Annotated in this window: 26 protein-coding genes; 23 read left to right on the top strand and 3 right to left on the bottom strand. The window is 70.8% G+C overall.

What is annotated here, in order from left to right; translation table 11 throughout:
• From CH341_RS12330 to CH341_RS12340, 3 genes are all read right to left on the bottom strand, one after another.
• Positions 1 to 590: (2Fe-2S)-binding protein (locus CH341_RS12330; RefSeq protein ID WP_146604453.1), on the bottom strand; the 590-nt coding region annotated here is incomplete at its 3' end.
• Positions 587 to 1,432: an FAD binding domain-containing protein gene (locus tag CH341_RS12335; protein ID WP_111419327.1), complete on the bottom strand. Its 846-nt coding sequence runs from the start codon at positions 1,430 to 1,432 to the stop codon at positions 587 to 589. The genes CH341_RS12330 and CH341_RS12335, both read right to left, overlap by 4 nt.
• Positions 1,429 to 3,774 carry a xanthine dehydrogenase family protein molybdopterin-binding subunit gene (locus CH341_RS12340; protein WP_111419328.1) on the bottom strand — a complete coding sequence of 782 codons (2,346 nt, stop codon included), beginning with the start codon at positions 3,772 to 3,774 and terminating at the stop codon, positions 1,429 to 1,431. The genes CH341_RS12335 and CH341_RS12340 overlap by 4 nt, the downstream gene beginning before the upstream one ends.
• Positions 3,775 to 4,040: 266 nt before the next feature.
• Between CH341_RS12340 and CH341_RS12345 the strand changes: the two genes are divergently transcribed.
• From CH341_RS12345 to CH341_RS12455, 23 genes are all read left to right on the top strand, one after another.
• A complete protein-coding gene (locus CH341_RS12345) occupies positions 4,041 to 4,841 on the top strand; it encodes an ABC transporter ATP-binding protein (protein WP_245431017.1) in 801 nt (266 codons plus the stop codon).
• Positions 4,834 to 5,640, top strand: coding sequence for an ABC transporter permease (locus CH341_RS12350; RefSeq protein ID WP_111419330.1), 807 nt, complete (start codon positions 4,834 to 4,836; stop codon positions 5,638 to 5,640). The genes CH341_RS12345 and CH341_RS12350 overlap by 8 nt, the downstream gene beginning before the upstream one ends.
• A gap of 20 nt (positions 5,641 to 5,660) precedes the next feature.
• On the top strand, positions 5,661 to 6,314 hold the full coding sequence (locus tag CH341_RS12355; RefSeq protein ID WP_111419331.1) for a DUF1989 domain-containing protein: 654 nt from the start codon (positions 5,661 to 5,663) through the stop codon (positions 6,312 to 6,314).
• A gap of 42 nt (positions 6,315 to 6,356) precedes the next feature.
• A complete protein-coding gene (locus CH341_RS12360) occupies positions 6,357 to 7,442 on the top strand; it encodes an ABC transporter substrate-binding protein (RefSeq protein WP_111419332.1) in 1,086 nt (361 codons plus the stop codon).
• 127 nt (positions 7,443 to 7,569) lie between these two features.
• Positions 7,570 to 8,475, top strand: a complete 906-nt coding sequence (locus CH341_RS12365; protein ID WP_111419333.1) for an ABC transporter substrate-binding protein — start codon at positions 7,570 to 7,572, stop codon at positions 8,473 to 8,475.
• Between the two features lie 99 nt (positions 8,476 to 8,574).
• The gene (locus CH341_RS12370; RefSeq protein ID WP_111419334.1) at positions 8,575 to 9,462 is read left to right on the top strand and encodes an arginase; all 888 of its coding nucleotides are present in this window, start codon (positions 8,575 to 8,577) and stop codon (positions 9,460 to 9,462) included.
• 132 nt (positions 9,463 to 9,594) lie between these two features.
• Entirely contained in the window at positions 9,595 to 10,659 is a 1,065-nt protein-coding gene (locus tag CH341_RS12375) for an IclR family transcriptional regulator (protein WP_111419335.1), read from the top strand.
• 20 nt (positions 10,660 to 10,679) lie between these two features.
• Positions 10,680 to 11,288 carry a pentapeptide repeat-containing protein gene (locus CH341_RS12380; protein WP_111419336.1) on the top strand — a complete coding sequence of 203 codons (609 nt, stop codon included), beginning with the start codon at positions 10,680 to 10,682 and terminating at the stop codon, positions 11,286 to 11,288.
• 312 nt (positions 11,289 to 11,600) lie between these two features.
• Complete coding sequence (locus tag CH341_RS12385) at positions 11,601 to 11,903, top strand: recombinase-like helix-turn-helix domain-containing protein (protein WP_146604454.1); 303 nt, start codon at positions 11,601 to 11,603, stop codon at positions 11,901 to 11,903.
• Positions 11,887 to 12,666 (top strand): ABC transporter ATP-binding protein, encoded by a 780-nt coding sequence (locus CH341_RS12390; RefSeq protein ID WP_111419349.1) that lies wholly within the window; start codon positions 11,887 to 11,889, stop codon positions 12,664 to 12,666. Before CH341_RS12385 ends, CH341_RS12390 begins: the two co-directional genes overlap by 17 nt.
• Positions 12,667 to 12,712: 46 nt before the next feature.
• Entirely contained in the window at positions 12,713 to 13,687 is a 975-nt protein-coding gene (locus tag CH341_RS12395; RefSeq protein ID WP_111419338.1) for an ABC transporter substrate-binding protein, read from the top strand.
• A gap of 14 nt (positions 13,688 to 13,701) precedes the next feature.
• Complete coding sequence (locus CH341_RS12400) at positions 13,702 to 14,544, top strand: ABC transporter permease (RefSeq protein WP_111419339.1); 843 nt, start codon at positions 13,702 to 13,704, stop codon at positions 14,542 to 14,544.
• A 27-nt stretch (positions 14,545 to 14,571) separates the two neighbouring features.
• On the top strand, positions 14,572 to 15,123 hold the full coding sequence (locus tag CH341_RS12405; protein WP_111419340.1) for a cupin domain-containing protein: 552 nt from the start codon (positions 14,572 to 14,574) through the stop codon (positions 15,121 to 15,123).
• Between the two features lie 41 nt (positions 15,124 to 15,164).
• Positions 15,165 to 16,208 (top strand): aromatic ring-hydroxylating oxygenase subunit alpha, encoded by a 1,044-nt coding sequence (locus tag CH341_RS12410; RefSeq protein ID WP_111419341.1) that lies wholly within the window; start codon positions 15,165 to 15,167, stop codon positions 16,206 to 16,208.
• A 33-nt stretch (positions 16,209 to 16,241) separates the two neighbouring features.
• Positions 16,242 to 16,985, top strand: coding sequence for an SDR family oxidoreductase (locus CH341_RS12415; protein ID WP_111419342.1), 744 nt, complete (start codon positions 16,242 to 16,244; stop codon positions 16,983 to 16,985).
• Entirely contained in the window at positions 16,982 to 17,851 is an 870-nt protein-coding gene (locus CH341_RS12420) for an alpha/beta fold hydrolase (protein ID WP_111419343.1), read from the top strand. Before CH341_RS12415 ends, CH341_RS12420 begins: the two co-directional genes overlap by 4 nt.
• Complete coding sequence (locus CH341_RS12425; protein ID WP_111419344.1) at positions 17,848 to 18,684, top strand: IclR family transcriptional regulator; 837 nt, start codon at positions 17,848 to 17,850, stop codon at positions 18,682 to 18,684. The genes CH341_RS12420 and CH341_RS12425 overlap by 4 nt, the downstream gene beginning before the upstream one ends.
• Positions 18,681 to 19,592: a VOC family protein gene (locus tag CH341_RS12430; protein ID WP_111419345.1), complete on the top strand. Its 912-nt coding sequence runs from the start codon at positions 18,681 to 18,683 to the stop codon at positions 19,590 to 19,592. The genes CH341_RS12425 and CH341_RS12430 overlap by 4 nt, the downstream gene beginning before the upstream one ends.
• Positions 19,593 to 19,597: 5 nt before the next feature.
• Complete coding sequence (locus tag CH341_RS12435) at positions 19,598 to 20,386, top strand: SDR family oxidoreductase (RefSeq protein ID WP_111419350.1); 789 nt, start codon at positions 19,598 to 19,600, stop codon at positions 20,384 to 20,386.
• Between the two features lie 10 nt (positions 20,387 to 20,396).
• On the top strand, positions 20,397 to 22,088 hold the full coding sequence (locus CH341_RS12440; RefSeq protein ID WP_111419346.1) for a thiamine pyrophosphate-binding protein: 1,692 nt from the start codon (positions 20,397 to 20,399) through the stop codon (positions 22,086 to 22,088).
• Positions 22,085 to 22,900, top strand: a complete 816-nt coding sequence (locus tag CH341_RS12445; RefSeq protein ID WP_111419347.1) for an aspartate dehydrogenase — start codon at positions 22,085 to 22,087, stop codon at positions 22,898 to 22,900. Before CH341_RS12440 ends, CH341_RS12445 begins: the two co-directional genes overlap by 4 nt.
• A 16-nt stretch (positions 22,901 to 22,916) precedes the next feature.
• A complete protein-coding gene (locus tag CH341_RS12450) occupies positions 22,917 to 24,425 on the top strand; it encodes an aldehyde dehydrogenase (protein ID WP_245431018.1) in 1,509 nt (502 codons plus the stop codon).
• Positions 24,422 to 25,463, top strand: a 1,042-nt coding sequence (locus CH341_RS12455) for an FAD-dependent oxidoreductase (RefSeq protein ID WP_146604455.1), incomplete at its 3' end; no start/stop codon positions are given. The genes CH341_RS12450 and CH341_RS12455, both read left to right, overlap by 4 nt.

The raw sequence follows: 25,463 nt of genomic DNA on the forward strand, positions 1-25,463 counted from the left end.
GGCGGCGCGGCGGAGGCCGCCTCGACGGCCCGCTCGGCGCGTGGCGCAGCCGGGGCGGCGACGGCCGGGCGCGCACCCACCGGCCCGAGGGCATCGCGCGAGGCGGACGTGATCAGGAGCCGGCCTGCACGTCGCGCCTCCAGCACCGAGAGAATCGCGTCGACGATCCCGCCATACCCGGTGCAGCGGCACAGATTGCCGCTCAGCTCGAGGCGCACGCGCGACTCGTCGGCGTCGGGCAGCCGCAGCACGATGTCGCGCGCCGTCACCAGCATGCCGGGCGTGCAGTAGCCGCACTGCAGCGCGTGCTCGCGCGTGAAGGCGTCCCGCAACGCCGCCGTGACGGCGTCGTGCTCCAGCCCTTCGAGGGTCGTCACCTCGGCGCCGTCGCACATCGACGGGAAGGTGATGCAGGAGCGGGCCGGCTCGCCGTCGATCAGGATCGTGCAGGCGCCGCACACGCCCTGCTCGCAGCGCAGATGCGTCGCCGTGAGATTCAGTCTGTCGCGCAACATGTCGGCGAGGTGCATGCGCTCCGGCACCGTCTCCTGGACGGCACGGCCGTTGACAGTGAGGCTTAAGGTCTTCATGACGCGAGAGCCCGAGACGAGGACGCGGCCTGGTCGGCGGCGCGTGACAGCGCCGTGAGATGGAGCGTGCGCTGCGTCTCGCTGTCGACGCCGGCGGCGTCGAGCAGCGGCGCCAGCGCGGCGCGGTCGAGGCTCGCGGCGCTGACCGGCCCGGAGAAGAGCGTGCGGGCGTCCTCGATCACCAGCGGCGGCCCACGCAGGGCGCCGATCGCGACCCGCAGAATCGCGCGCTCCGGATCGTCCAGCACGGCGGCGTTGGCGAGGGCGAACTCGCCGGCCTTTCGGGTGATCTTCACGTAGCTCCAGCGCGCGTCGCGCGACGGCAGCGGCACGCGGATGCGGACCAGGATCTCGCCCGGCGCCAGCGCCGTCTCGAACGCGCTGGTGATCAGATGCGCCACCGGCACGGTGCGTCCGCTGACGCCGTCCGACATGATCACGTCGGCGCCGAGGGCCGCGAGGGCCGTCGGCCAGTCGGCGGCCGGATCGGCGTGGCACAGGCTGCCGCCCACCGTGCCGCGATTGCGCACCGCGCGATACGCCACATGCGCCGCGACCCCGGCCAGCATCGGTACGGCATCGAGGCCGCCGCGCCCGTCCTCCACGGCCGCCGTGGTGACGCAGGCACCGATGACGAGATGATCGACGGTGCGGGATACGGTCGTCAGGTCCGGGATGCCGGTGATGTCGACCAAGAGGCGCGGCCGCGCCAGCCGCAGGTTCAGCATCGGCCCGAGCGACTGGCCGCCGGCCACCAGCTTGGCGTCGGGGTGTCGCACCAGCAGCCGCGAGGCCTCGGCGAGGCTGGCCGGACGGACGGTTTCGAACGCGACCGGCTTCATGCGTCGCCGCCTTTTCGCGCGGCGGCCGCAATCGCTTCGAGAATGCGCTCGGGCCCGAGCGGCACGCCCTGCAACTCGACGCCGAGCGGCCGCAACGCGTCGTTGACGGCCGAGACCAGCGCGGCGGGCGGCCCGATGGCGCCACCCTCGCCGATGCCCTTGGCTCCGAAGGTCGTGTTGGGGGAGGGCGTCTCCATGTGCAGAACGCGGATCTCCGGCACGTCGGCGGCGCCGGGCAGCAGATAGTCGATCAGCGTGGACGCCAGCGGCTGGCCCTGGGCGTCGAACGGCACGGCCTCGAACAGGCCGGTTCCGATGCCCTGCACGGTGCCGCCGCGGATCTGGCCGTCGACGATCATCGGATTGATCAGCACGCCGCCGTCCTCGACCACGACGTAATCGAGAATCTCGACCAGCCCGGTGCCGGGATCGACGGCGACGCAGACCGCATGGGTCGCGTAGCTGAAGGTGCCGCTGTCGCGCTTGGCCCGATAGCCCGCCGTCACCTCCAGGCCGCCGGTGTCGACGCCGGGCGGCAGATGCTGCGGCTGCAGGTACCAGGCGCGCGCCACCTCGGCGAGCGTGACGCTGGCCGACGCGCTCGTCACGCAGCCCTCCGAAACGCTCACGTCGGCCGCGTCGGCCTGCATCAGCCAGGCGCCGATCGTCTTGGCGCGCTCGCCGAGGATGCGGCACGCTTCGGCGACCGCGCCGCCGCCCATCACCATCGAGCGAGAGCCCCAGGTGGCGGTGGAGAACGGCGTGTAGAGCGTGTCGCCCTGCATCACGCGGATGCGCTCGAACGGCACGCCCAGCACCTCGTGCGCGACCTGCGCAAAGGTGGTCTCGTGACCCTGTCCGTGCGAATGCGTGCCGACCCGGATCTCGAGGTCGCCGTCGACGGTGAGGCGGGCGATCGCCTGCTCCCAGCCCGGCACCACCGGACGGCCCCAGCTCGCCAGCACCGTGGTGCCGTGGGCGCCCTGCTCGCAGAAGATCGCGACGCCGACGCCGATCAGCCGGCCGTCCGGCTCGCCGCGCGCCTGGCGCGCCCGGATCGCGTCGAGCCCGATCCCCTCGACGGCGCGGCGCAGCGATTCGGGATAGTCGCCGCCGTCGAAATGCCGGCCCATCACATTGTCGTAGGGCATCTGCTCGGGGCGCACGAGATTGCGCCGCCGCACCTCGTGCGGCTCGACGCCGATCTCGCGGGCGATGCCGTCCATCACGGCCTCGATGGCGAGGCACACGCCGGTGCGGCCGACCCCGCGGTAGGGCAGGATCGGGCACTTGGTGGTGGCGACCGCGGCGGAGCGGCAGCGATAGGCGCGGAAGTCGTAGGGTCCTGGGATCAGGCTCGCCACCATCGAGGCTTCGAGTGCCGCCGAGGTCGGGTAGACCGAATAGGCTCCAGCATCGACATGGGCGACGCAATCGACGCCGAGCAGGCGGCCCTCGCGGGTCGCGTAGCCGGTGACGACGTAGTGATGCTCCCGGCAGTTCGCGTTGGCGGTGAGATGCTCGCGGCAGTCCTCCAGCCAGCGCACCGGATGCCCGAGAGTCTGGGCGAGCCAGCCCAGCACCACCTCCTCGCGGCACAGGAGGCCCTTGTAGCCGAAGCCACCGCCGACATCGGGCGAGATCACCCGCACCGCGCTGTCGGGCAGGCCGAGGCAGTCGGCGACGCCGAGTTGCACGATGTGCGGCATCTGGGTGGCGCTCACCAGAGTGAGGTAGCGCAGTCTCGCATCGAAGAAGGCGAGCGCGCCGCGGCCCTCCATCGGGAACATGCATTGCCGGGCGGTCCGGATCTCGCGGGTGATCTTCAGCGGGGCGGCCAGGACCTCATCGGTCATGCCGCGGTCCTCGACCGTCTCGATGAAGACGTTGTCGCCCCACTCCTCGTGGACCAGCGGCGCGCCGGGGCGGCGGGCCTCCAGCATGTCGGAGACGGCCGGCAGCTCCTCGAGATCGAGCTCCACCTGCTCGGCCAGATCCTCGGCCTCGGCGCGCGTCTCGGCGACGCAGACTGCGACGATCTCGCCGACGAAGCGCAGCTTGCCGGTGGCGAGGATCGGCTCGCTCGACAGCTTGAAGCCCTTGATCGACGTGATGGCGCGCACCGGCTTCACGCCGACCAGATCCGCGGCCGTGAAGACTCGGCCGGCGCAGCCTTCGGGAACGCGGACGCCGCGCAGCCGCGCATGCGCCACCGGGCTGCGCACGAAGGCGACCTCGCGGGTGCCCGGCACGCGCCAGTCGGCCACGTACTGGCCGCGCCCGCGCAGGAAGCGGTCGTCCTCCGTGCGCGGAACCGACGCGCCGACGCCCTTGCCCGACATGCTCACACGCTCCGCAGTTTCAGCCGCGCCATGCCTGAAACATGGGCTTGCCAATCCGCCGCCCGCCGCCCCAGCATCCGCCCCTCTCGCATAGTCGTGCTCGTCCCGCCCCTGGACTCGTCCCATCTATAGGATGACAGTATGTATATGAAGTCCAGGGCGGCCGGTTCGGGCGTCGGGTGCGGCCGGGATCGGCCACCCGTCGACACCCGTCTCGGTCTGTGGAACCTCGGGGCACGGGACTTTGCATGACAGGAACCGGGAGCATGGCGCGAATGGCGGACGCCCCGGCCGACGCAAGACCCGGGCCAGCGGGGACGCCGGCGCTGGCGATCCGCGACGTCCGCAAGCTCTACGGTGACCTCGAGGCGATCCGCAGCGTCTCGCTCGACGTCGCCGACGGCGAGTTCGTCAGCCTGCTCGGCCCCAGCGGCTGCGGCAAGAGCACGCTCCTGATGATCGTGGCCGGCCTCGGCCGCGCCAGCGGCGGCACGGTGGCGATCCACGGCGAGCCGGTGACCGGGCCGCGGCGCGACACCGGGGTGGTGTTCCAGTCACCCGTGCTGCTGCCGTGGCGCAGCGTGCTCGACAACGTCCTGCTGCCGATCGAATTTCAGGGGCTGTCGCGGCAGACCTACGAGCCGCGCGCGCGCGACCTGCTGCGCATGGCGCGCATCGACCAGTTCGCCGACGCGCTGCCGCACCAGCTCTCCGGCGGCATGAAGCAGCGCGCCGCGATCTGTCGCGCCCTGGTGCACGAGCCGGGGCTGTTGCTGATGGACGAGCCGTTCAGCGCGCTCGACGCCATCACGCGCGACGAGATGGGCGTCGAGCTGCTGCGCCTGTGGCAGACCTTCCGCAAGACCGTGGTGTTCGTCACCCACTCGATCCGCGAGGCGGCGTTCCTGTCCGACCGCGTGCTGGTGATGGGGCGGCGTCCGGCCACCATCGTCGAGGAGGTGGCGATCGACCTGCCGCGGCCGCGCCAGATCGCCATGACCGAGGACGAGGCGTTCAATCGCCACGTGCGCCGGCTGCGCCGGGCCATCGAGGCGAACCATGGCTGAACCGTCCTCCTCTCGCCGCGCCGGATCCGCCGGCACCGCCGCGGTCGTCTGGCCCGTGGCCGTCACGGTCGGCCTGCTGGCCGGCTGGGAGCTGATCGTCCGGGCGCTCGGCGTGCGGCCCATCATCCTGCCCGCCCCGTCCGAGATCGTCCGCGTGATGATCGCCCGGCACGAGGTGCTGCTCGACAATCTGTGGCCCTCGCTGACGCTGACCGTGCTGGGCTTCCTGCTCTCGGTCGTCGGCGGCGTCGCGGTGGCGCTGCTGATCACCTATTCGCGAATCTTCCGGCTCGGCTTCTATCCGATCATCGTGGTGTCGCAGGTCGTCCCGAAGGTGTCGATCGCGCCCCTGTTCATCGTTTGGTTCGGCACCGGCCTCGTCTCCAACCTGATGCTGGCCTTCCTGGTGGCATTCTTTCCGATGACCATCAATGCCGTGATGGGTTTCGGCAGCACCGACGGCGACATCCAGAAGATGGCGCGCGCCTTCATGGGCTCGCCGGCGCAGATCTTCTGGAAGATCCGGCTGCCCAACGCGATGCCGCATATCTTCGCCGGCATGAAGATCTCGATCACGCTCGCCATCATCGGCGTCATCGTCTCGGAGTTCGTCGCCTCGCAGGAGGGCATTGGCTACCTGATCAAGCTGTCGAGCGGCCTGCTCGACACACCCCTGATGATGGCCGCCATCACGGTGCTGAGCCTCGCGGGCCTTGCGCTCTACGGCCTGATCGCGCTGGCCGAGCGCCGCGCCGTCTACTGGCAGCCGCCCGCCGATGTCGGCGCCGGCGGCGGTTGATAGTCTTCGGGAGAGCGACAATGAGCCAAACAGAACGGATCGAGACCGCGTCCGGCGAGCCCGCGCCCGTGCCGGGCCATATTCTCAGCGACGAGGTGCTGCCGGCGCGCGCCTACTGGCACAAGCGCATCGCAAAAGGTGAGGTGCTGCGCATCGTCGATCTCGAAGGCTGCCAGGCGGTCGACACGCTGATCTACGACGCCGCCGACACCTCGGTCCGCTACAACGCCGCCAACACCATGAAGCTCGCCGGGAGCGTCTACCTGTCGAAGGGTTGCGTGATCTACGACGATCTCGCCCGGCCGCTGATGACCATGATCGACGATACGGTCGGCCGCCACGACACGCTCGCCGGCGCCTGCAGCCGCGAGATCAACATGGTGCGCTACGGCGCCACCGCGCCGACGAGCTGCCGCGACAACTTCATCGCCGCGCTCGCCGAGCTCGGCATGACGGCGCGCGACATCCCGGCCAACATCAACTTCTTCATGCATGTGCCGGTCGACGGCAGCGGCCGTGTGGCGATCGCCGACGGCATCTCGAAGCCGGGCGACCATGTCGACCTGCGCTGCGAGCGGGACGTGATCGTCGTCATCTCCAACTGCCCGCAGGAGCACAATCCCTGCTCGGGCGGCCGACCCACCCCGATCCGCCTCACCGTCTGGCAGCCCTGAATCGTCCGGCCCCCGACCCCCGACCGGCACAAGGAGAGCGACATGAATCCGAAGCGACGCACGTTTCTGGGAGGGCTCGGAGCCGTCGGTGCCGCCGCCACGCTGGGCCTGCCGCCCCGCGGCGCCTCCGCCGCGACGCCCGTGAAGCTGACGCTGCCGTGGCTGCCGCTCGGCACCTACTCGTATGTGTTCGTGGCGAAGCGGCTCGGCTATTTCGAGAAGCGCGGGCTCGACGTCACCATCGACCGCGGCTTCGGCTCCACCGCGGTGTGCGTGCCGGTCGATCAGGGCCAGTACGATTTCGGCCTCGTCGACCTCGCCGTGCTGGCCGGCTGCGCCGGCAAGGGCCTCGACCTCACCGCCATCGGCGGCGTGTGGCCGCGCTCGCCGATCGGCATCTTCTCCCACAAGGAGCTGAACATCACCAAGCCGAAGGACCTGGAGGGTCAGTCGATCGGCTTCGTCACCGGTGGCGGCGAGTTCCAGCTGTGGCCGGCCTTCGTCAAGGCGACCGGCATCGACGCGAGCAAGATCCGCATCGTCAGCATGGATCCGGCCGGCCTGATGCGCGCCACCGCCGACAAGCAGATCAAGGTGGTGGGCAACTTCTTCGGCAGCATCGCGCCGACCTTCTGGGCCAACAAAATCGACATCAACGCCATGTTCTACGAGGACTTCGGCGTGAAGATGTACAGCATCGTTCTGGCCTGCAAGAAGGCGACGCTGAAGAACCGGCCGGAGGTCTGCAAGGGCGTCGTCGAGGGTCTGATGGAGGGCCTGAAGTTCGCCTACCTGAACCCCGAGAAGGCGATCGACCTGCACATCGAGAGCCTCAAGGAGTTCCAGGGCGGCAGCCCGGCGACGCGCGAGGTCCTGATGTACGGCCAGGAGATCGGCACCTCGCTCGGCTTCGTGCCGTCGTTCAAGACCAAGGGTCTCGGCTGGATCGACGACGACCTCGTCACCGCGACGCGCGACTCGGTCGAGACCTATATGGGCATCAAGCCGGTGCCGCCGGCGGCCGAGCTGGTGACCAACCAATTCGTCGGAAACGTCAAGCTCACCGATGCCGAATGGACCGAGGTCGAGGCCCGCGTGCGAAAATTCCTGCCGAGCACGCGCGGTTGATCGCAGGACCGGTCGGGTCTCGCGGCTGGATTCCGGGGCCGATGCGTCGCATCGTCCCGGAACGATCGCCGACTCGATCGACGGATGCTGTATCGTTCCCGTGCGTCACGATTCGAAAGGCCCACCCGTGAAGATCGCGTTCCCCGACATGATCTCGAACTCCTACTTCCCGGCCGTCGCGGCGGCGGAGCTGGGGTGCTTCGCCCGCGAGGGGCTCGAGGTGTCGCTCGAGCTGCGGGCGCCGGCCGGCAAGACCTTCCAGGCGCTCGCCGACGGCGAGGCCGACTTCGTCGCCGCCGAGGCGCATGCGGCGCTCGGGCCGTCGCCGGGCTGGCGGGGCGTCAAGCTGGTCTGTGCGCTCGGCCAGGGCATGTACTGGTTCCTGGTGATGCGGGCCGATCTCGGCGCGACGCGGGGCGACGTGTCCTGCGTGCGCGGGCGGCGCATCGCGGCGGCGCCCTATGTCGAGCTGGGGCTGAAGCAGCTCCTGCGCGATTCGGGCATCGATCCGGACCGCGAGGTCTCGATCGCACCGCTGGAGGGGTCGCTCGGCCCCAAGGTGAACATCGGCGTCACCGCCGCGCAGGCGCTGGCCGACGGCCGCATCGACGGGTTCTGGGCGAACGGCATGGGGGCCGAGATGGCGGTGCGGCGCGGCGCCGGCACCGTGGTGCTGGACGTGCGGCGCGGCGACGGGCCGCCGACGGCGTTCGACTACACGTTCGCCGCGCTGGTGACGTCGGACCGGGTGTTGCGCGAGCATCCCGGCGCCGCGGCGGCCGCCCGGCGCGCCATCGCGGCCGCGCATGCCGCGTTGCGCGACAATCCCGAGCTCGCCGGCGAGATCGGCCGGCGGCTGTTTCCGGAGGAGAACGCCGCGCTGATCACCGAGCTGATCCGCCGCGATCTTCCCTTCTACGACACGGCGATCTCGGAGAAGGCCTATGCGGGCCTCGACCGGTTCTGCCGCGATGTCGGCCTGCTCGACACCTCGGTCGCCTATGCCGACGCGGTCGCCGGCCCGGACGCCTAGGCGGCGCCGGGCGGAACGTCTCGGGCGGCCGCTGGTTTGCCCGGGAGCCGCCGCACGGGCGGCCCAGCCCCGCGCACCCGTCCGGATTCCGGCACCACCATGACCCCGATCGACCTCATCGCTGCCGCGAGTGGCGCCGGCGCCTCCGACCCCGGCATGTCGCTGGCGCCCGCCGCGCTGCGCGAGTCCAGCATCGAGGCGACGCTGCGCGGCCGTGGCCTCGCGCCGACCTGGCACGACATCGCCGTTCCGACCGACGGCTCCGACCGCACCGCGCGCATGCGCGCTGCCGCCTTGGGCGTCGCCACCGCCGTCGAGGCGAGCGTGGCGGAGGGGCGCTGCTTCATGATGATCGGCGGCGACCACTCGCTGGCGGCCGGGACCTGGAGCGGGGTCGCCAACGCGCTCGGCCCGGGGCAGCGGTTCGGCCTCTTGTGGGTCGACGCCCACATGGATGCCCACACGCCGGCGACGACGCCGAGCGGCGACGGCCACGGCATGCCGCTCGCAGCCCTGCTCGGCGAGACCGTGCCGGCCTTCGCGGGTCTGTGCCGCGCGCCGCCAGCCCTGCGCCCCGAGCATCTCTGCCTGATCGGCAGCAACAGCTTCGAGGCCGAGGAGGCGGCGCTGCTGGCGCGCTTCGGCGTGCGGATCTTTCCGGCCGCGGAAGTGCATGCGCGCGGATTTTCGGCGGTGCTGCACGACGCCTGCGCGGTGCTGCGGGCCGGCACGGAGCTGTTCGGCCTGTCACTCGATGTCGACGTGGTGGACCGCGCCGAGGCGCCCGGTGTCGTCGCCTCGAAGGTCCACCATCCGTTGTGGCCGGGCCTCGCGGCCGCCGACCTGGTGCAGGGCCTGCACGGCCTCGCGGCGCAGGCGGGGTTCCTCGGCATGGATCTGGTCGAGCTCAATCCGCTGCACGACATCGAGGCCCGCACCGTGACGCTGGCGCTGGGGCTGGTGTCGTCGATCTTCGAGGCGGCGTGAGACGCGCCGGTCGATCAGGGCCGGAGCGAAGCGACGTCCGGAGTGCCGCCCTTGCAAAGCGGTGCCGCTTGCCCTAGCGGCTAAGCGCATCCACCGTCCTGTCTGCCGCCGAGAGCGACGATCACCCGATCCATGACCCGCAAGAGCCAGGACGACCGCGACACCGACGACCGCTACATCGCTCCGCCGGCGCAGCGGGCCGTGCGGCTGCTGCGCGCCATCGTCGAGGGCGACGCGGTGGTCAATGCCAGCGTCACGGCCAAGGCGCTCGGCATCAACCGCACCACCCTGATCCGGCTCCTGCACACGCTGGCCTCCGAGCGCTTCATCGAGCGGCGGACGTACGGCGAGGGCTGGCAGCCCGGTGTCGGCTTTCTCGGCCTGGCGGCGCGGGCGCTGTTCTCGCAGGATCTGGTCCGGGTGGCGCTGCCGGTGCTCACGGCGCTGTCCGATGCCTTTCGGCTGTCGGCGCATCTCGGCGTCCTCGACGGACGTGATGTCCTCTACCTGCTGCGTCGCGCGCCCGACCTTCACGTGGTCAGCAATGTCCGGGTCGGCTGCCGGCTGCCGGCGCATGCCACCACCATGGGCCGCATGCTGCTGGCGCATCTGCCGGTCGAGGCTCTCAGGGCACTTTATGCCAGAGGTGCACTCGAGGCTTACACCGACAAGACCGCGACGACGCTGCCGCGCCTGGTGGCGCAGCTCGACGTCGACCGCGCCGCCGGCCTCGCCTTCAGCGAGTCGAACTTCGAGATCGGCATCGACTCGGTCGCGGCCGCGGTGTTCGACCATTCGGGCGCGGCGATCGCCGCCATCAACCTGACCGGGCCGGCTGGACTGTTCCCGGACGGCAAGGCGGCACGGGTGCGGCTCGGCGCGGCGGTGCGCCAGGCGGCGGCGGAGATCTCGGCCCGTCTCGGGCATGTGACGCCGGATGTCGGGGCCGGGCCGGCGACGGCTGGCACGAGGATCGCATCCGAGCTGATCACGACTGCGACGGCCGGCCGACTTGCCAAGTCCGCACCGGCGCCGCAGGATCGTGCCATGACGCTTCGGACACGGAGCCCAGCCGCCGCGCAGGCCAGGAGCAGAGCCGAGCCGGGATCGATGCCGACATCGAAACCGAGATCGAAGCCGAGATCGAGGCTCGGATCCAAGCCCGCGTCTCGTGCGAAGAAAAGCCCCCGCGTGTGACGTCCCGAAAAGGAAACCACATGACCCCTGCCGACCTGCGCGCCGCCCTGACCGCGCCGCTTCGCATCGGGCAAGCCCAGGACCTGCGCGGTCTCGTGCTGCGCGAGCCGCTCGACCTCACCGGCGTGAGGATCGGGAATGTCGACCTCACCGGCACCCGCTTCGAGGCGCCCGTGACGGCGCGCGGCAGCGTCTGGTCCGGGCTCGCCTGGCTGCGCGACTGCCGCTTCTCCGCCCGCGTCGACTTCTCCGGCGCGGTGTTCGGCAACGATGCCCGTTTCGACGGCAGCGAGTTCCTCGGCGACGCCACCTTTTCGGGCTGCGAGTTCCATGGCGTCGGCGACTTCGACCTCGCGGTGTTCCACGGCGCCGCGTACCTCGACCGGCTCCAGGTGCTGGGCAGCCTGTCGCTCGCGCGCACGCGCTTTCACGGGCCAGCCTCGTTCGAGGACGACGAATGCTTCGGCGGCCTGTGGTGCCACGACGCCCAGTTCGACGGCCGCTGCAACACCTCCGGCATGGAGGTGCACGGCCGAACCTGGCTCACCGGCGTGAAGCTGCCCAAGCCGATGTCCAATCAGCCCACCGCGCTCTCCGGCATTCGCAGCTTCGGCTATCGCTGGAGCTGACACGGACCGCGTCACGCGCACGTGACGAGCGATTCGGTCCGGCCGATCTCACACGTCGTCAGGTAGGCGAAAGACGCGAGCCCATCAGGATCGCCGACCTCGCCGTCACGACGGCGTGAGCACGGCGCATGCCGTTCCTCGACCGCGCGACCACGACACTCTCAAAAAGATCAACGAGATGATTACGTCCGCACCGGTCCGTGCCGGTGCGGACGTTCTGTTGCGCCGCACAACAATCCCGCAGCGCCGCATACGTAGTGATGCGGAATTGTGCTTGACGCTGCGCGGCCCGCGATCCTAGCCTATTCACTGTTGAACAACGCGTTCAATATTGAACAGGCAGCGCCCATGCCCAGACCGCACTCCGACCTCGCGCGTCAGTCTTGCGGACGCGATCTCACGGCCGAGGAAGCGGCCCTCGCCGTCGCACTCGAACGCATCTTCGCGACGGGTACGCACGACTTCGCCATCGTCGTGGAGCGGCTCACCGCCGACGCGGTCGTCGCGCCGCTGAGCGGTGCGACGACCTGGACCGTCGATCTGCTCGAGGCCGAACTGACCGCCATCAACGCATCTCACGACGAGGCTTATGCGGCTCATGGTTTTGGCGCTTGACTTCATCGGCGTGACGAAGCGCTTCCCGGTCGCCGGAAAGCGCGAGCCGTTCACGGCCGTCGAGAAGCTGTCCTTTCACGTCGGCGCCGGCGAGATCGTCGCCGTCGTCGGCCCGTCCGGCTGCGGCAAGAGCACGATCCTCAACATGGTCGCCGGGCTCGACGGTCCGACCGAGGGCGAGGTGCGGATCGGCGGCGAGCGTGTCACCGGACCGACGCGCCATGTCGGCTTCATGCTGCAGAAGGATCTGCTGCTGCCCTGGCGGACCATCGTCGCCAATGTGGAGTTCGGCCTGGAATCGCGTGCGATCGCCCGCGCCGAGCGGCGCGAGCGGGCGATGCGCGAGCTCGAGCGCTGCCGCCTCGCCGACTTTGCGCATCACTATCCGCACCAGCTCTCCGGTGGCATGCGCCAGCGCGCCGCGCTCGCCCGGACTCTCGCCGTCGAGCCCGACATTGTGCTGCTCGACGAGCCGTTCTCGGCGCTCGACGCCCAGACCAAGATGATCCTGCAGGAAAGCTTCGCCACCACCATCGCAGAGACCGGCATCACGACCGTGCTGATCACTCACGACCTGTCCGAGGCCGTGCTGATGTCGGACCGCGTCGTCGTGCTCAGCGAGCGTCCGGGGCGCCTCGTCGAGGAGCTGCCGATCGACCTGCCGGGCCGCGGCGACCCGATGGGGCGCGGCCGCATGCCGCGGGCCCACGACTACATCGACCATCTGTTCAACACGCTGCACCTCGCCGAACGCGCGGCCTGAGGCGCGCCGCTCAACGACCCCCGCCGGGCCATCAAGGAGACCCCCGATGCCCTCCCTGTCGATCCGATTGGCCGCCGCCACGGCCATGCTGCTCGCCGTGACCGCGGCGCATGCGGCCGAGAAGATGACCTATCTGTTCCCGGCCCCCGGCGTGCTGCCCGCCTTCGCGCCGTTCCAGCTCGCGCAGGCGCGTGGCTACTACGCCGCCGAGGGTCTCGAGGTGACGTTCCAGGTCGGCAAGGGCGGCGCCGACGTCGCCAAGCAGGTCGCGGTCGGTAATGCCGAGCTCGGCGGCGGCATCGGCGACACGCCGGTGATCGTCCGCGCCAACGGCCTGCCCGTGAAGGCGGTCGGCGTGCTCGGCGGCCAGGCGCTCACCCAGATCATCGTCCGCAAGGACGCCGGCGTGAAGTCGCTCGCCGACCTCAAGGGCAAGAAGATCGGCGTGCTCGCCTTCCAGGACACGACCTACTACAACGCGCTCGCCGCGCTCGCGAGCGCCGGCCTGAAGAAGGACGACGTCTCGATCGAGGCGGTCGGTCCCGCCGGCATGGTCAAGCTGATGATCTCCGGCGACCTCGCCGCCATCTCCGGCGTGCCGGAATGGACGGCGGCGATCGAGGAGGCCGGAGTCGGCGTCGACGTCTACCCGATCACCACGATCTTCCCGGCGATGGCGCAGGCGATGCTCGCCTCCGACGACACCATCGCCAAGAAGCCCAAGGTGGTCGAGGGCTTCGTCCGGGCGACCCTGAAGGCCGTGCGCGACATCCAGGCCGACCCGAAGACGGCAGCGGCCGACTACGTCAAGGCGGTGCCCCAGCACGCCGGCCGCGAGGCGCAGATCCTCGACATCATGCAGCGCTACAACACGCTCGTGTACCGCACCGAGAACCCCGCCGACCTCGGCAAGCTCGACCCGAAGCGCATCGCCGCCGTGCAGAAGTTCTACGTCGACAGCGGCATCGTCCAGACCGCCGTGCCGGTGGCCGACCTCTACACCAACCAGTTCGTCAAGTGAGCGGGAGCGATCCGATGAGCGTCAACGTTCTCGACGCGGATGCGGCATCGGGCCGGACGAGACGCCGGCTCGCCGCCGCGAACGCGTCGCTCGCCCAGATGGCGCCCGACATCGCGCTGACGCTGGCGATCGCCGTCGTCGTGCTCGGCGCCTGGCAGTTCGGCCCACCGCTCCTCGGCGTGCCGCGCTACATCATCCCGACCTTCGGCGACTGCCTCGCCGAATTTGGCCGCATGGTCGCGCAGGAGAGTCTCGGGCGCCACTTCCTCGCCACCCTGTGGGTGTCGGTGGTCGGCTTCGCGCTGGGCAGTGCCTTCGGGGCGGCGTTCGGCTACGCGCTCGGCCTGTCCGCCGTATGGGAGCGTGCGATCTCGCCCTATCTGCTCACCCTGCAGATCGCCCCCAAGGTCGCCTTCGCGCCGCTGTTCATCATGTGGTTCGGCTACACGGCATGGCCGAAGCTCCTGGTCACGTTGCTGATCGTGTTCTTCCCGATTCTCGTCAACGTGCTGCAGTCGATGAAGACGGTCGACCGCGATCTCGTCAACCTCGCCCGCGCCTACAACATGAGTCGCGCGGCGATCTTCTGGAAGATCGAGTTCCCGTCGTCGATGCCGGCCCTGATGGCGGGCCTGCGGATCGGCGCGACACTCGCCGTCATCGGCGTCACGGTCGGCGAGTTCGTCGGCGGCAATGTCGGGCTCGGCTTCCTGATCACCTACGGCGAGGGCCAGGCCAACACCGCGATGGTGTTCAACGCCATCATCCTGCTCACCGTGATCGGCATCGCGCTCTACGTCGCGGTCGCCGCGATCGAGAAGCGCCTCCTGCACTACATCCCCCGCGCCACCCACTGACGGGGTGGCCGACCGAAGGAGAGGTCCATGAACCAGCCCGTGAAGATGGCCGAGATCATGCCCGAGGACGTGACGATCCCCGAGGGCAAGACCTTCGAGCAGTGGCTCGAGTCCCGCATCGCCCGCTACGACACCCGCAAGCTCGACTGGAACGCGCTCAAGTTCCAGGCCGACTACGATCCGAAGTATCGCCGCGCCCAGATGCGCTACATCGGCACGGGCGCGACGGGCGTCGCGCACGACGACAACGTCGTGCCGGCCGAGCACTTCACCTTCTCGACCATGGTGCTGCCGGCCGGCTGCGAGGGCCCGCTGCATCTCCACACCGACGCCGAGGAGGTGTTCTTCGTCCTGCGCGGCCGCAAGTTGCGGTTCATGATCGAGCACATGGGCCAGCGCTACGAGGCGGTGCTGGGTGAGCGCGACCTGATCTCGGTGCCGCCCGGCATGTATCGCGGCCTCGTCAACGAGGGAATCGAGGAGGCGCTGATGCTGGTGATCATCGGGTCCACCAAGCCGGAGACGCCGAGCTATCCGGCCGATCATCCGCTGTCCAAGGTCAAGCGGCCGAAGAACTGACCTCCCGCAGAGCCGACCAAGGCGCCGTCCCGGAGCAGCACATGTCCACGGATCTCAAAGACCGCATCGAACGTCGCATCAACCAGGGCCTGCTCGGCCAGTGGTACGCCGCCGCGAAGTCCGTGCAGGTGAAGCCCGGGCGGCCGCACGGCGTCACCATCCTGGGGCGCAATCTCGTGCTGTGGCGCGACCAGGCCGGCAAGGTTCAGTGCCTGGAGGACTTCTGCCCGCACCGGGGCGCCAAGCTGTCGCGCGGCGAGGTGCACGAGGGCAACATCGCCTGCCGCTACCACGGCGTGATCCTGGACGGCACCGGCACCATTCTCCAGGTGCCGGCGATGCCGGAATGCGCGCTCGAAGGCCGCCGTGCCATCGAGTCCTTCACGGTGCACGAGGCGCGCGACTGCGTCTTCGTCTACATGCCCAACGCCGAGCGCCCGACGGCGCCGCCGTTCCAGGAACCGGCCGAGTTCCTCGACGCGGAGTGGGAGGGCTTCGTCTGCATGTCGCGCTGGGGCTGCAACTACCGCTACGCCCTCGACAACCTCGCCGACCCGATGCACGGCTGCTACCTGCACGCCCAGAGCTTCACGCTCGCCTACGGGGCGAAACAGGATCTGATGAAGCTCGATCGCACCGACGACGGCTTCATCGTGTCGCGGGTCCAGCAGCAGGGCGAGAACTTCGACTGGACCCACATGGTGGTGACCGAGCCGCAGACTTACTGCCGGCTCGACATCCCGTATCCGAACGGCGCCGGCCCGGGCAGCGTGTTCCGCATCATCGGCTTCACCACGCCGATCGACGAGACGAGCTGCTACGTCTTCTTCTGGCGCATGCGCAAGCTCACCGGGCTCGCCCGCCAGTCGTGGCGCTTCCTCTATCGCGCCGCGCTGGAGGAGCGTCATTGGCACGTGCTCGAGCAGGATCGCGAGATGCTGGAGGACATGCCGGACGACGCCCGCATGCGCGAGATGCTCTACCAGCACGATATAGGCGTGTCGCGCATGCGTCAGATGCTCACCCGCGCCGCCAAGGCGCAGATCGCCGCCGAGGACGCCGCCGCCGCACGGGCCGCGGTGTGAGCCGGCGATGACCGCGACGGGCGGGACGGGCGCATGCTGAACGGACGCACCATCGTCGTCACCGGAGCGGCCCGCGGGGTCGGCCGCGCCATCGCGGAGGCGTGCGGTCGCCGCCGCGCGCGACTGATCCTCGCCGACATCCTGGTCGAGGCCGGCGAGGCGACGACGGCCGAGCTGGTGCGCCAGAACATCGACGCCCGGTTCGTCCCGATCGATCTGGCCGAGCCCTCCTCGATCACGGGGTTCGCCGCGGCGGTCGCGGCCGAGGACGAGACCATCGACGGCCTCGTCAACAACGCGGCGATCGCCACCGATGTCGGCGGCAAGCTGTTCGACGAGATCGAGCTGGATCTCTGGGACCGTGTCCAGCGCGTCAACGTGCGGGGCACCTGGCTGGTGACGCGGGCCCTCGCGCCGCTCATGGGCCGTGGCGGCCGCATCGTGAACCTCGCGTCCGACACGGCGCTGTGGGGGGCGCCGCGGCTGCTCGCCTACACGGCCAGCAAGGGCGCCGTCATTGCGATGACCCGCTCGCTCGCTCGCGAGCTCGGGCCGCGCGGCATCGCCGTCACGGCGGTGGCGCCCGGCATCATGCGCTGCGAGGCGACCGACTACGTGCCGGCCGAGCGTCATGCGCTGTACGAGACCGGCCGCGCCGTGCCGGGCTCGCAGACGCCCGAGGACATTGTCGACGTGATCGCGTTTCTGCTGAGCGAGGGCGCCCTGCCGCTGACCGGCCAGGTGCTGCCGGTGTCCGCTGGATTCGTTTTCACATGAGCGGCCTTGCGCGTAGCCTCGAGACCTCCGCCGCGCCGGCCGCCATCACGGGCGGGCGTGCCGACGGCATCGCCTATCTGCATCGGCCGGGCCGCGACCACGCCGTGCCCATCGTTCTTCTGCACGGCATCGGCAGCGACGCGGCATCTTTCGTGCCGCTGATGCAGGCGCTGGACGATCACGTCGCGGCGATCGCCTGGGACGCGCCGGGCTACGGCACCTCGGCGCCGCTCGCGGCCGAGTGGCCGTCGGCGGACGATTACGCGGCGCGGCTCGAGGCGCTGCTCGTTTCACTCGGCGTCGGTCCGGCCATCGTGGTCGGCCATTCGCTCGGCTGCTTGGTCGCGGCGGCATACGCGCGCAGGCACCCAGACCGCGTCCGGGGCCTGCTGCTGCTGTCGCCCGCGATCGGCTACGGCGCCGCCCCGGGCGGCACGCTGCCCGAAAGTGTCGCGGCGCGGCTCGTCGATCTCGATCGGCTCGGCGCCGAAAAGTTCGCCACGCTGCGCGCACCACGGCTCGTGTCCGACGCCGCGGTGCTGCCCGCCGTCACCCGCGCGATGGCAGCCGTCAAGATGCCGGGCTACGGCCAGGCGAGCCGCATGCTCGCCACCGGCCGCCTCGGCGACGATGTGGCGGCGCTGACCCGCCCCGTGCTGGTCGCCTGCGGCGACGAGGACAGGATCACGCCGCCCGTGCAATCCGCCACCGTGGCCGAGGCGGTGTCGGCGGAGCAGCGGGTGCGTGGCGAACTCGTGCTGATCGCGGGCGCCGGCCACGCCTTGCCGCAGGAGCGGCCCGATGCGGTGGCGGCGCTGGTCGCCGAGCTCGTCCCCCATGTCGGTCGTGCCGGAGGCGCACCATGAGCGATGTCGAGACCGGACCGGCGAGTGCCGTCGGCGTGCCACCGGTCGAGCGGGCGATCAGGCTCCTGCGCGCCGTCGCCGACGGCGATCCCGTCTCCAACATGAGCCACACGGCCCGCACGCTCGGCATCAACCGCACCACGCTGATGCGCCTCCTGCAGACATTGGAGGCCGAGCGCTTCATCGAGCGCCGCCCGCAGGGCGACGGCTACCGCATCGGCCTCGGTCTCGTCGGAATCGCGGCCGGCGCGTCCTACTCGCAGGATCTGGTGCAGACGGCTATGCCGGTGGTGACCCACTTGGCCGAGTCGGCCGGCCTCTCGGCTCATGTCGGCGTGCTCGACGGCACCGACGCGCTCTACCTGGTGCGCCAGGTGCCGAACGTGCCGCTCGCCAGCAACATTCATGTCGGCAGCCGCGTGCCGGCCTACGCGACGACGCTCGGCCGCATCATCGTGGCGTTCTGGCCGGAGGAGAAGATCGACCGCGTCTTCGGCGGCCGGACCTTCACGGCCTACTCGAAGCACAGCCCGCGCACGCTCGCGGCGTTCAAGACGATGCTGGCCGCCGATCGTGCCGCCGGCCTCGCCTGGAGCGAGAGCCACTACGTTTCCGGCGTCAGCTCGTTCGCCGGTCCAATCTTCGACCGCACCGGCGAGCCCGTGGCTGCCGTCAACGTCACCGGTCCGGCGCAGGTGTTCTCGGCCGCGCCGGGTCGCCGAACCCATATCGGCGAGGCGGTTCGCGCCGCCGCCGACGAGATCTCGAAACGCCTCGGCCACGTGACGAAGCCGGCCGCCGTCGCGGCGCCGACCAGAAGGAGAACCGCATGAGCACAGGCGGCCTGATTCAGCATATGCGCGGCATCGCCATGCGTGCCGCCGGCGCGACGGCGACGCGCGATTTCTACGTCAAGAACTGGGGCCTCGTGCCGGTCGCGCAGGAGAACGGCTCGGTCTATTTCCGCGGCACCGGCCCGGAGCAGTACATCTACGCGCTGCGCGACGACGACCAGTTCGGCGTCGACTACGTCAATTTCGCCGTCGCCAGCCGCGACCACGTCGAGCGGCTGCACGGCGATCTCGCCGCCAAGGGCGTCGATGTGCTCGGCGCCCCCGCCGAGATGACGACCCCGGGCGGCGGTTTCGGCTTCATGGCGCTCGATCCCGACAAGCGGCGGCTCCGCTTCGTCACCGGCGTCGCCCTTCACAACGACACCGCGGACGACATCGCCAAGCCCCGCAAGGTGACGCATGTGGTGCTCAACACGCCGCAGATGGAGCGCACCCGCGACTTCTACACCGACGTGCTCGGCATGCGGGTCAGCGACTACTCGGCGGCCCAGATGGTGTTCCTGCGCATCGCCGCCGATCATCACTCGATCGCGCTCAACCAGAGCCCCTATCCGAGCGTCAATCACGTCGCCTTCGAGATGCCGAGCATCGACTCCTTCATGCGCGGCATCGGCCGCATGAAGACGCTCGGCCAGGCGCCGGCCTGGGGCCCGGGCCGGCACGGGCCGGGCAACAACCCGTTCGCCTATTTCGTCTCGCCGTCCGGCTTCGTCATCGAGTTCACCACCGAGGTGCAGCAGATCGACGAGGCGACGCACCAGCCCCAGGTTTGGCCGCGCGACGTGCCCGAGAAGATGGACGTGTGGATGACGGCCGGCCCGCCGACGCCGGCGATGCGCGCCGTCATGCAGGGGCGTCCCGACGCCGGCTTTTCGGCGCGGAGCTGATCACGATGGACCTCGGCCTGTCGGGACGAGTCGCCGTGGTCACCGGAGGCAGCTCCGGGATCGGCCTCGCCGCCTGCCGGCTGTTGCTCGATGAGGGGGCCGACGTCGCGCTGTGCGGCCGCGACGCGGCGCGTCTCGCCGACGCCGAGGCGGAGCTCGCCGGCCGTCACGGCGCTGACCGGGTGCTGGCGGTCCGCTGCGACGTGCTCGACAAGGCCGAGGTCGAGGCGTTCGCAAGGTCCGTGCGCGACTGGCGGGGACGCTGCGACCTGCTCGTCAACAATGCCGGCCAGGGCCGCGTCTCGACCTTCGCCGACACCTCGGACGACGACTGGCGGAACGAGCTGGAGCTGAAGTTCTTCAGCCAGATCCACCCGATCCGGGCGTTCCGGCCGCTGCTCGACGAGAGCGCGGCGCCGGCGATCGTCGGCGTCAACTCGCTGCTCGCCTATCAGCCGGAGCCGCACATGGTGTGCACCTCGGCGGCGCGGGCGGGCGTGCAGAGCCTGTTGAAGTCGCTGGCGCGCGAGCTCGCGCCGCGCATCCGCGTCAACGCCATCCTGATCGGCCTCGTCGACTCGGGCCAGTGGCAGCGCCGCTACGACGCCTCCGGAGCGACGGAGTCGCGTGAGACATGGTTCGCGTCCCTGGCGCGGGACAAGGGCATCCCGCTCGGCCGCCTCGGCGCGCCCGAGGAGGCCGCCCGCGCCATCCTGTTCCTCGGCTCGCCGGCGGCGAGCTACGTCACCGGCGGCCAGCTCGAGGTCTCGGGCGGCGTGTCGCGTTTCATCTAGGACCCCCAGCATGACCATTTCGCTGCCGCTGTCGCGTATCGAGGAACGTCTCGCGGAAGAGCCGGTCGGCGATCTCGTCGCGCGCTTCCTGGCCGAGATCGGCGTCGGCACGGTGTTCGGCGTCATCTCGATCCACAACATGCCGATTCTCGACGCGATCTTCCGCCAGCGCCGCATCCGCTTCGTTCCGGCGCGCGGCGAGGCGGGCGCGATGAGCATGGCCGACGCCTATGCGCGCGTCTCCGGCTCGCTCGGCGTCGTGATCACGTCGACCGGGACGGCGGCCGCCAATGCCGCCGGCTCGCAAGTGGAAGCGCTCACCGCCGGTGCGCCGGTGCTGCACATCACCACCCAGGTCGACAGCCCGTGGGCCGATCGCGACCGCGCCGCCATTCACGACGTGCCGCGCCAGCCCGACATGCTCAAGGCGATCTCCAAGAGCTATTTTCGCGTGTGGGACGCGAACGACGCCCTCGGTGTGCTGAGCGCCGCTGCGACGGCGGCGCTCACGGCGCCGGCCGGTCCGGTCAGCGTCGAGCTGCCGGTGGACGTGCAGCGGGGGCTCGCCCGAATCCCGAAGAAGGTTCATCTGAACATCCCCCGCACGGCGCCGAGCCCCGAGGAGCTCGATCAGCTCGCCGCGCTGGTGAAGGCGGCGAAGCGGCCGATGCTGTGGCTCGGCGGTGGCGCCCGCGGGGCAGCGGCCGCCGCGACCGCGCTGGTCGAGCGCGGTGTCTGCGCCGTCACCTCGACCAACGGCCGCGCCGTGGTGCCGGAGGGGCACGCCCACAGCCTCGGCGCCTTCAACATGACGCCGGAAGCGCAGGCGGTGTATCGCCGCGCCGACCTGATGATCGTCGTCGGATCGCGGCTGCGCGGCAACGAGACGCGCGACGGCGCCCTGGTGCTGCCCTCGCCACTCGTCCAGGTCGACGCCGATGCGAGCCGCATCGGCCGCAATTACGCCGTCGATCTCGGCATTGCGGCGGATGCCCGGCTCGTGCTGGAGGGCCTGCTGGCACGGCTTCCGGAGCGGCTCGCGGTCGATCCCGGCTTCGGCTACGAGGTCAGCGTCGCCCGCGCCCGCTCCGAAGGCGCGTTGCGCACGCGGCTCGGGCCTTATCAGGTGATCGCCGACGCCATGCTGGCCCGGGTCGGGCCGGGCGCGCATCCGTTCGTACGCGACGTGACGATCGCCAACTCCACCTTCGGCAATCGCTACGTGGCGATCGGAGCACCCAATCTCGGCGTGCACGCGCTCGGTGGCGGCATCGGCATGGGCATCGCCATGGCGGTCGGCGCCGCCTGCGCCTCGCCCGAGGCCAAGACGGTGGCGCTGGTCGGCGACGGCGGCGCCATGCTCAACCTCTCCGAGCTGATCACGGCCGTGGAGGAGGAGAGCGAGATCGTCTTCGTGTTGATGAACGACCAGAGCTACCAGGTGATCCGCAACATTCAGGACGCGCAGTACGGCAGCCGCTACGGCTACAGCCGGCTGCGCACGCCCGACTTCGCCGGCTTCGCGGCGTCGATCGGGCTGTCCCACGTGCGGGTCGGCGCCGTGGAGGAGTTCGAGCCGGCCTTCTCGCGGGCGCTGGAGGCGAAGGGCCCGATCCTCCTGGAGGTCGACATGACGGCGATCGGGCCGTTCGCCGAGCCGTTCGGCGGTCCGCCGGCCGGCGCAGCCGGAGGCGGCGCATGAGGCTCGGCCTGATCGGCTACGGCGCCATCGCCCGCACGCTGCTCGGCACGCTCGCGGCGCAACACGGCGGCGCGCCGGCCGAGCTGGTCGTGCTGTGCCGGCCGGGCGCCCGGGCGCGCGCCGAGGCGGTCCTCTCGGACCATCCGGCATTGCAATGGCGCGTCGTCGAGACCTGCGACGCGCTGCTCGCGGAATCGCCCGATCTGGTCGTCGAGGCCGCCGGGCACGAGGCGGTGCGGCAGCACGGTGCTGCGGTTCTCGCCGCCGGCACCGACCTGGTGATCGCCTCGATCGGTGCCCTCGCCGACGCGACGCTGCATGCGGATCTGCGCGCCGCGGCGGAGCGCTCGGGGGCGCGGTTGCATCTGCCGGCCGGCGCGGTCGGCGGCATCGACATCCTGGCCGCCGCGCGGCTCGGCGGCATCGACGCGGTGACCTACACGTCGCGCAAGCCGCCGGCCGCCTGGGCCGGCACGCCCGCGGAGGGCCTGGTCGATCTCGCCACGCTCGATCGCGAGGCGATCCTGTTCGAGGGTGACGCGCGGGCGGCGGCGCGGACCTACCCGAAGAACGCCAATGTGGCGGCCACCATCGCGCTCGCCGGTATCGGCTTCGAGCGCACCCGGGTGCGGCTGGTCGCCGATCCGGCCGTCGCCGGCAATGTCCACGAGCTGACGCTGCGCGCCGCCTGCGCCGATGTCGACCTGCGCGTCGCCGGGCGGCCGTCCCCCGACAATCCCAAGACCTCGCTGTCGACCGGCTACAGCATCGCCCGCGCGGTGCTGAATCGGATCGCGGCCGAGGTGATCTGAGCAGGCGAGGGATCCCATGCTGATCGCCGACGACCGGATGCCGCCCGATCTCCTCTATCTGGGTGGCGAATGGCGGCCCGGCCGCGGGGCCGAGATCACCTCCATATTCCCGGCGGATCGCAGCCTCAATCGGGTGCTGCACGGTGCCTCGCGAGACGACGTGATCGAGGCGATCGAGCGCGCCGCAGCGGCGCAGCGCGATCCGGCCTGGCGAAACCTCAAGGCCCACGAACGCGCGACCAGTCTGTACCGCATCGCGCAGGGGATCGCCGAGGCGGCCGATCGCATCGCGCACATCCAGAGCCGCGACACCGGCAAGACTCTGAAGGAGACCAGGGCGCTGGCACTCAGCGCCGCCGGGACGTTCCGGTATTTCGCCGCCGTGCTGGAGACGGCCGAGGACGCCTTGACGCCGTCGCGCGGCGACTACCTGTCGGTCTCGGCGCACGAGCCGATCGGTGTCGTCGCGGCGATCACGCCGTGGAACTCACCGATCGCCAGTGACGCCCAGAAGGTGGCGCCGGCGCTCGCCGCCGGCAACGCCGTGCTGCTGAAGCCGGCGTCGTGGAGCCCGCTGGTGTCGCTCGAGCTGGCGCGGATCGTCGAGGCGTCCGGCCTGCCGAAGGGGCTGTTCTCGGTCCTGCCCGGCTCCGGAGCGGTGGTCGGGGATCTGCTGGTCTCGCATCCGGCGGTCGGAAAAGTGTCGTTCACGGGCGGCACCGAGGTCGGTCGCGGCATCGCCCGCAAGGCCGCCGACAAGATGATGCCGGTGTCGCTCGAGCTCGGCGGCAAGTCGGCCACCATCGTGTTCGCCGACGCCGATCTCGAGGTCGCCCTCGCCGGCGTCCTGTTCGGCATCTTCTCGTCGAGCGGCCAGTCCTGCATCGCCGGCTCGCGCCTGCTGGTCGAGCGGTCGATCTACGGCGCCTTCGTGCAAAAGCTCGTCTCGGCGACCGAGCGCCTCGTCGTCGGCCATCCGTTCGATCCGGCGACCCAGGTGGCGCCGCTGGTCCACGACGACCACCGCGACAGCGTCGCGGATCACGTGAAGATCGGACTGGACGAGGGCGCCACCCTGCTGACCGGCGGCGCGCCACCCCGCGGCGAGATCTACGATCAGGGCATCTATTACGCCCCGACCATCCTGGCCGGCGTCGACAACGCCGCGCGCATCTGCCGCGAGGAGATCTTCGGCCCCGTGCTGGTGGTGATGCCGTTCGCCGACGAGGCCGAGGCGGTGGCGCTCGCCAACGACAGCGATTTCGGCCTCGCCTGCGGCGTCTGGACCCGCGATCTCCTGCGCGCCCGCCGGGTCGGCGGTGCGGTCGCGGCCGGCACGGTCTGGATCAACACCTACAAGCAGTTCTCCGTGGCGACGCCGTTCGGCGGCGTCAGGGATTCGGGGCTCGGCCGCGAGAAGGGCCGCGACGGCCTGCGCGCCTACATGACGCAGAAGTCCTATTACGTCGACACCAGCGAGCGACCGCATCCGTGGGCCGCCGCGAGCATCGGGAGCGCGGCATGACGTCCCGTCCCATGGCCGTGGTCGGGGCCGGCCCGTCCGGCCTGTTCACGGCCCAGGCGCTGATGAAGGCGGTGCCGGGCGCCGTGGTCGACGTGATCGAGCGCCTGCCGGTGCCGCACGGGCTGATCCGCTACGGCGTCGCACCCGACCATCAGGGCACCAAGGCCGTAGCGCGCCAGTTCGAGCGGCTGTTCGAGCGCGACGGCGTCGGCTTCCACGGCCATGTCACGGTCGGCCGCGACGTGGCGCTGCAGGAGCTCCTCGGGCTCTACGATGCGGTCGTGCTGGCCGCCGGCCTCTCGGTCGACCGCAAGCTCGGCGTGCCGGGCGAGGCGCTCGCCGGCGTGATCCCGGCCGGCGCGCTGACGCGCTGGATCAACAGCCATCCGGGCGAGGGCGCCGCGTGTCCGGCGCCGCTCGGCCGCAACGTCGTGGTGGTCGGCGCCGGCAATGTCGCGCTCGACATCGCGCGGCTGCTCGCCAAGACACCGCAGGAGTTCGCCGGCAGCGACCTCGATCCGGACCGCGCCGCCGCACTCGACGCCTGCGGCATCGCCACCGTCGACGTGATCGGCCGCGGCCCCGCCGCCGCCTGCCGCTTCGATCCGGCGCTGATCAAGGAGATGGCGCATCTCGCCGCCGCCCGCATCGAGGTGCACGGCGATCTCGACGCCGACGTCCCGGCCGAAGCGGCCGCGCGTCTCGCCGCCCTGAGGGCGATCCACGGGACAGGCTCTCCCGAAGCGCGGCGCCTCGTGCGCTTCCGCTTCGGGTCGTCGCCCGAGGCGATCACCGGCGACCCGACCGGTGCCGTGCAGGCGGTGCGGTTCAGAAGCGCCGACGCTACCGCGCTCGAGCTGCCGGCGACCAGCGTCGTCACGGCGATCGGCTTCTGCTGCGATTCGCGATCCGAGCTGATCGACCCCGCCGCGGTGCCGGCGAGCGACGGGGCGGCCCTGCCGCACCGGATCGGCGAGCGGCTGTTCGCGGCCGGCTGGTTCCGCGGCGGCGCCGTCGGCACCATCCCGGAGGCGCGCC

It is taken from the genome of Rhodoplanes roseus (assembly GCF_003258865.1).
In the GTDB taxonomy this organism is placed as follows: Bacteria; Pseudomonadota; Alphaproteobacteria; order Rhizobiales; family Xanthobacteraceae; genus Rhodoplanes; species Rhodoplanes roseus.

Excerpts from the sequence above, each read along its gene's own strand:
- CH341_RS12335 (WP_111419327.1), bottom strand. The coding sequence starts at position 1,432 with ATGAAGCCGGTCGCGTTCGAAACCGTCCGTCCGGCCAGCCTCGCCGAG.
- CH341_RS12340 (WP_111419328.1), bottom strand. The coding sequence starts at position 3,774 with ATGTCGGGCAAGGGCGTCGGCGCGTCGGTTCCGCGCACGGAGGACGAC.
- CH341_RS12345 (WP_245431017.1), top strand. The coding sequence starts at position 4,041 with ATGGCGCGAATGGCGGACGCCCCGGCCGACGCAAGACCCGGGCCAGCG.
- CH341_RS12350 (WP_111419330.1), top strand. The coding sequence starts at position 4,834 with ATGGCTGAACCGTCCTCCTCTCGCCGCGCCGGATCCGCCGGCACCGCC.
- CH341_RS12355 (WP_111419331.1), top strand. The coding sequence starts at position 5,661 with ATGAGCCAAACAGAACGGATCGAGACCGCGTCCGGCGAGCCCGCGCCC.
- CH341_RS12360 (WP_111419332.1), top strand. The coding sequence starts at position 6,357 with ATGAATCCGAAGCGACGCACGTTTCTGGGAGGGCTCGGAGCCGTCGGT.
- CH341_RS12370 (WP_111419334.1), top strand. The coding sequence starts at position 8,575 with ATGACCCCGATCGACCTCATCGCTGCCGCGAGTGGCGCCGGCGCCTCC.
- CH341_RS12375 (WP_111419335.1), top strand. The coding sequence starts at position 9,595 with ATGACCCGCAAGAGCCAGGACGACCGCGACACCGACGACCGCTACATC.
- CH341_RS12380 (WP_111419336.1), top strand. The coding sequence starts at position 10,680 with ATGACCCCTGCCGACCTGCGCGCCGCCCTGACCGCGCCGCTTCGCATC.
- CH341_RS12390 (WP_111419349.1), top strand. The coding sequence starts at position 11,887 with ATGGTTTTGGCGCTTGACTTCATCGGCGTGACGAAGCGCTTCCCGGTC.
- CH341_RS12395 (WP_111419338.1), top strand. The coding sequence starts at position 12,713 with ATGCCCTCCCTGTCGATCCGATTGGCCGCCGCCACGGCCATGCTGCTC.
- CH341_RS12400 (WP_111419339.1), top strand. The coding sequence starts at position 13,702 with ATGAGCGTCAACGTTCTCGACGCGGATGCGGCATCGGGCCGGACGAGA.
- CH341_RS12405 (WP_111419340.1), top strand. The coding sequence starts at position 14,572 with ATGAACCAGCCCGTGAAGATGGCCGAGATCATGCCCGAGGACGTGACG.
- CH341_RS12410 (WP_111419341.1), top strand. The coding sequence starts at position 15,165 with ATGTCCACGGATCTCAAAGACCGCATCGAACGTCGCATCAACCAGGGC.
- CH341_RS12415 (WP_111419342.1), top strand. The coding sequence starts at position 16,242 with ATGCTGAACGGACGCACCATCGTCGTCACCGGAGCGGCCCGCGGGGTC.
- CH341_RS12420 (WP_111419343.1), top strand. The coding sequence starts at position 16,982 with ATGAGCGGCCTTGCGCGTAGCCTCGAGACCTCCGCCGCGCCGGCCGCC.
- CH341_RS12425 (WP_111419344.1), top strand. The coding sequence starts at position 17,848 with ATGAGCGATGTCGAGACCGGACCGGCGAGTGCCGTCGGCGTGCCACCG.
- CH341_RS12430 (WP_111419345.1), top strand. The coding sequence starts at position 18,681 with ATGAGCACAGGCGGCCTGATTCAGCATATGCGCGGCATCGCCATGCGT.
- CH341_RS12435 (WP_111419350.1), top strand. The coding sequence starts at position 19,598 with ATGGACCTCGGCCTGTCGGGACGAGTCGCCGTGGTCACCGGAGGCAGC.
- CH341_RS12440 (WP_111419346.1), top strand. The coding sequence starts at position 20,397 with ATGACCATTTCGCTGCCGCTGTCGCGTATCGAGGAACGTCTCGCGGAA.
- CH341_RS12445 (WP_111419347.1), top strand. The coding sequence starts at position 22,085 with ATGAGGCTCGGCCTGATCGGCTACGGCGCCATCGCCCGCACGCTGCTC.
- CH341_RS12450 (WP_245431018.1), top strand. The coding sequence starts at position 22,917 with ATGCTGATCGCCGACGACCGGATGCCGCCCGATCTCCTCTATCTGGGT.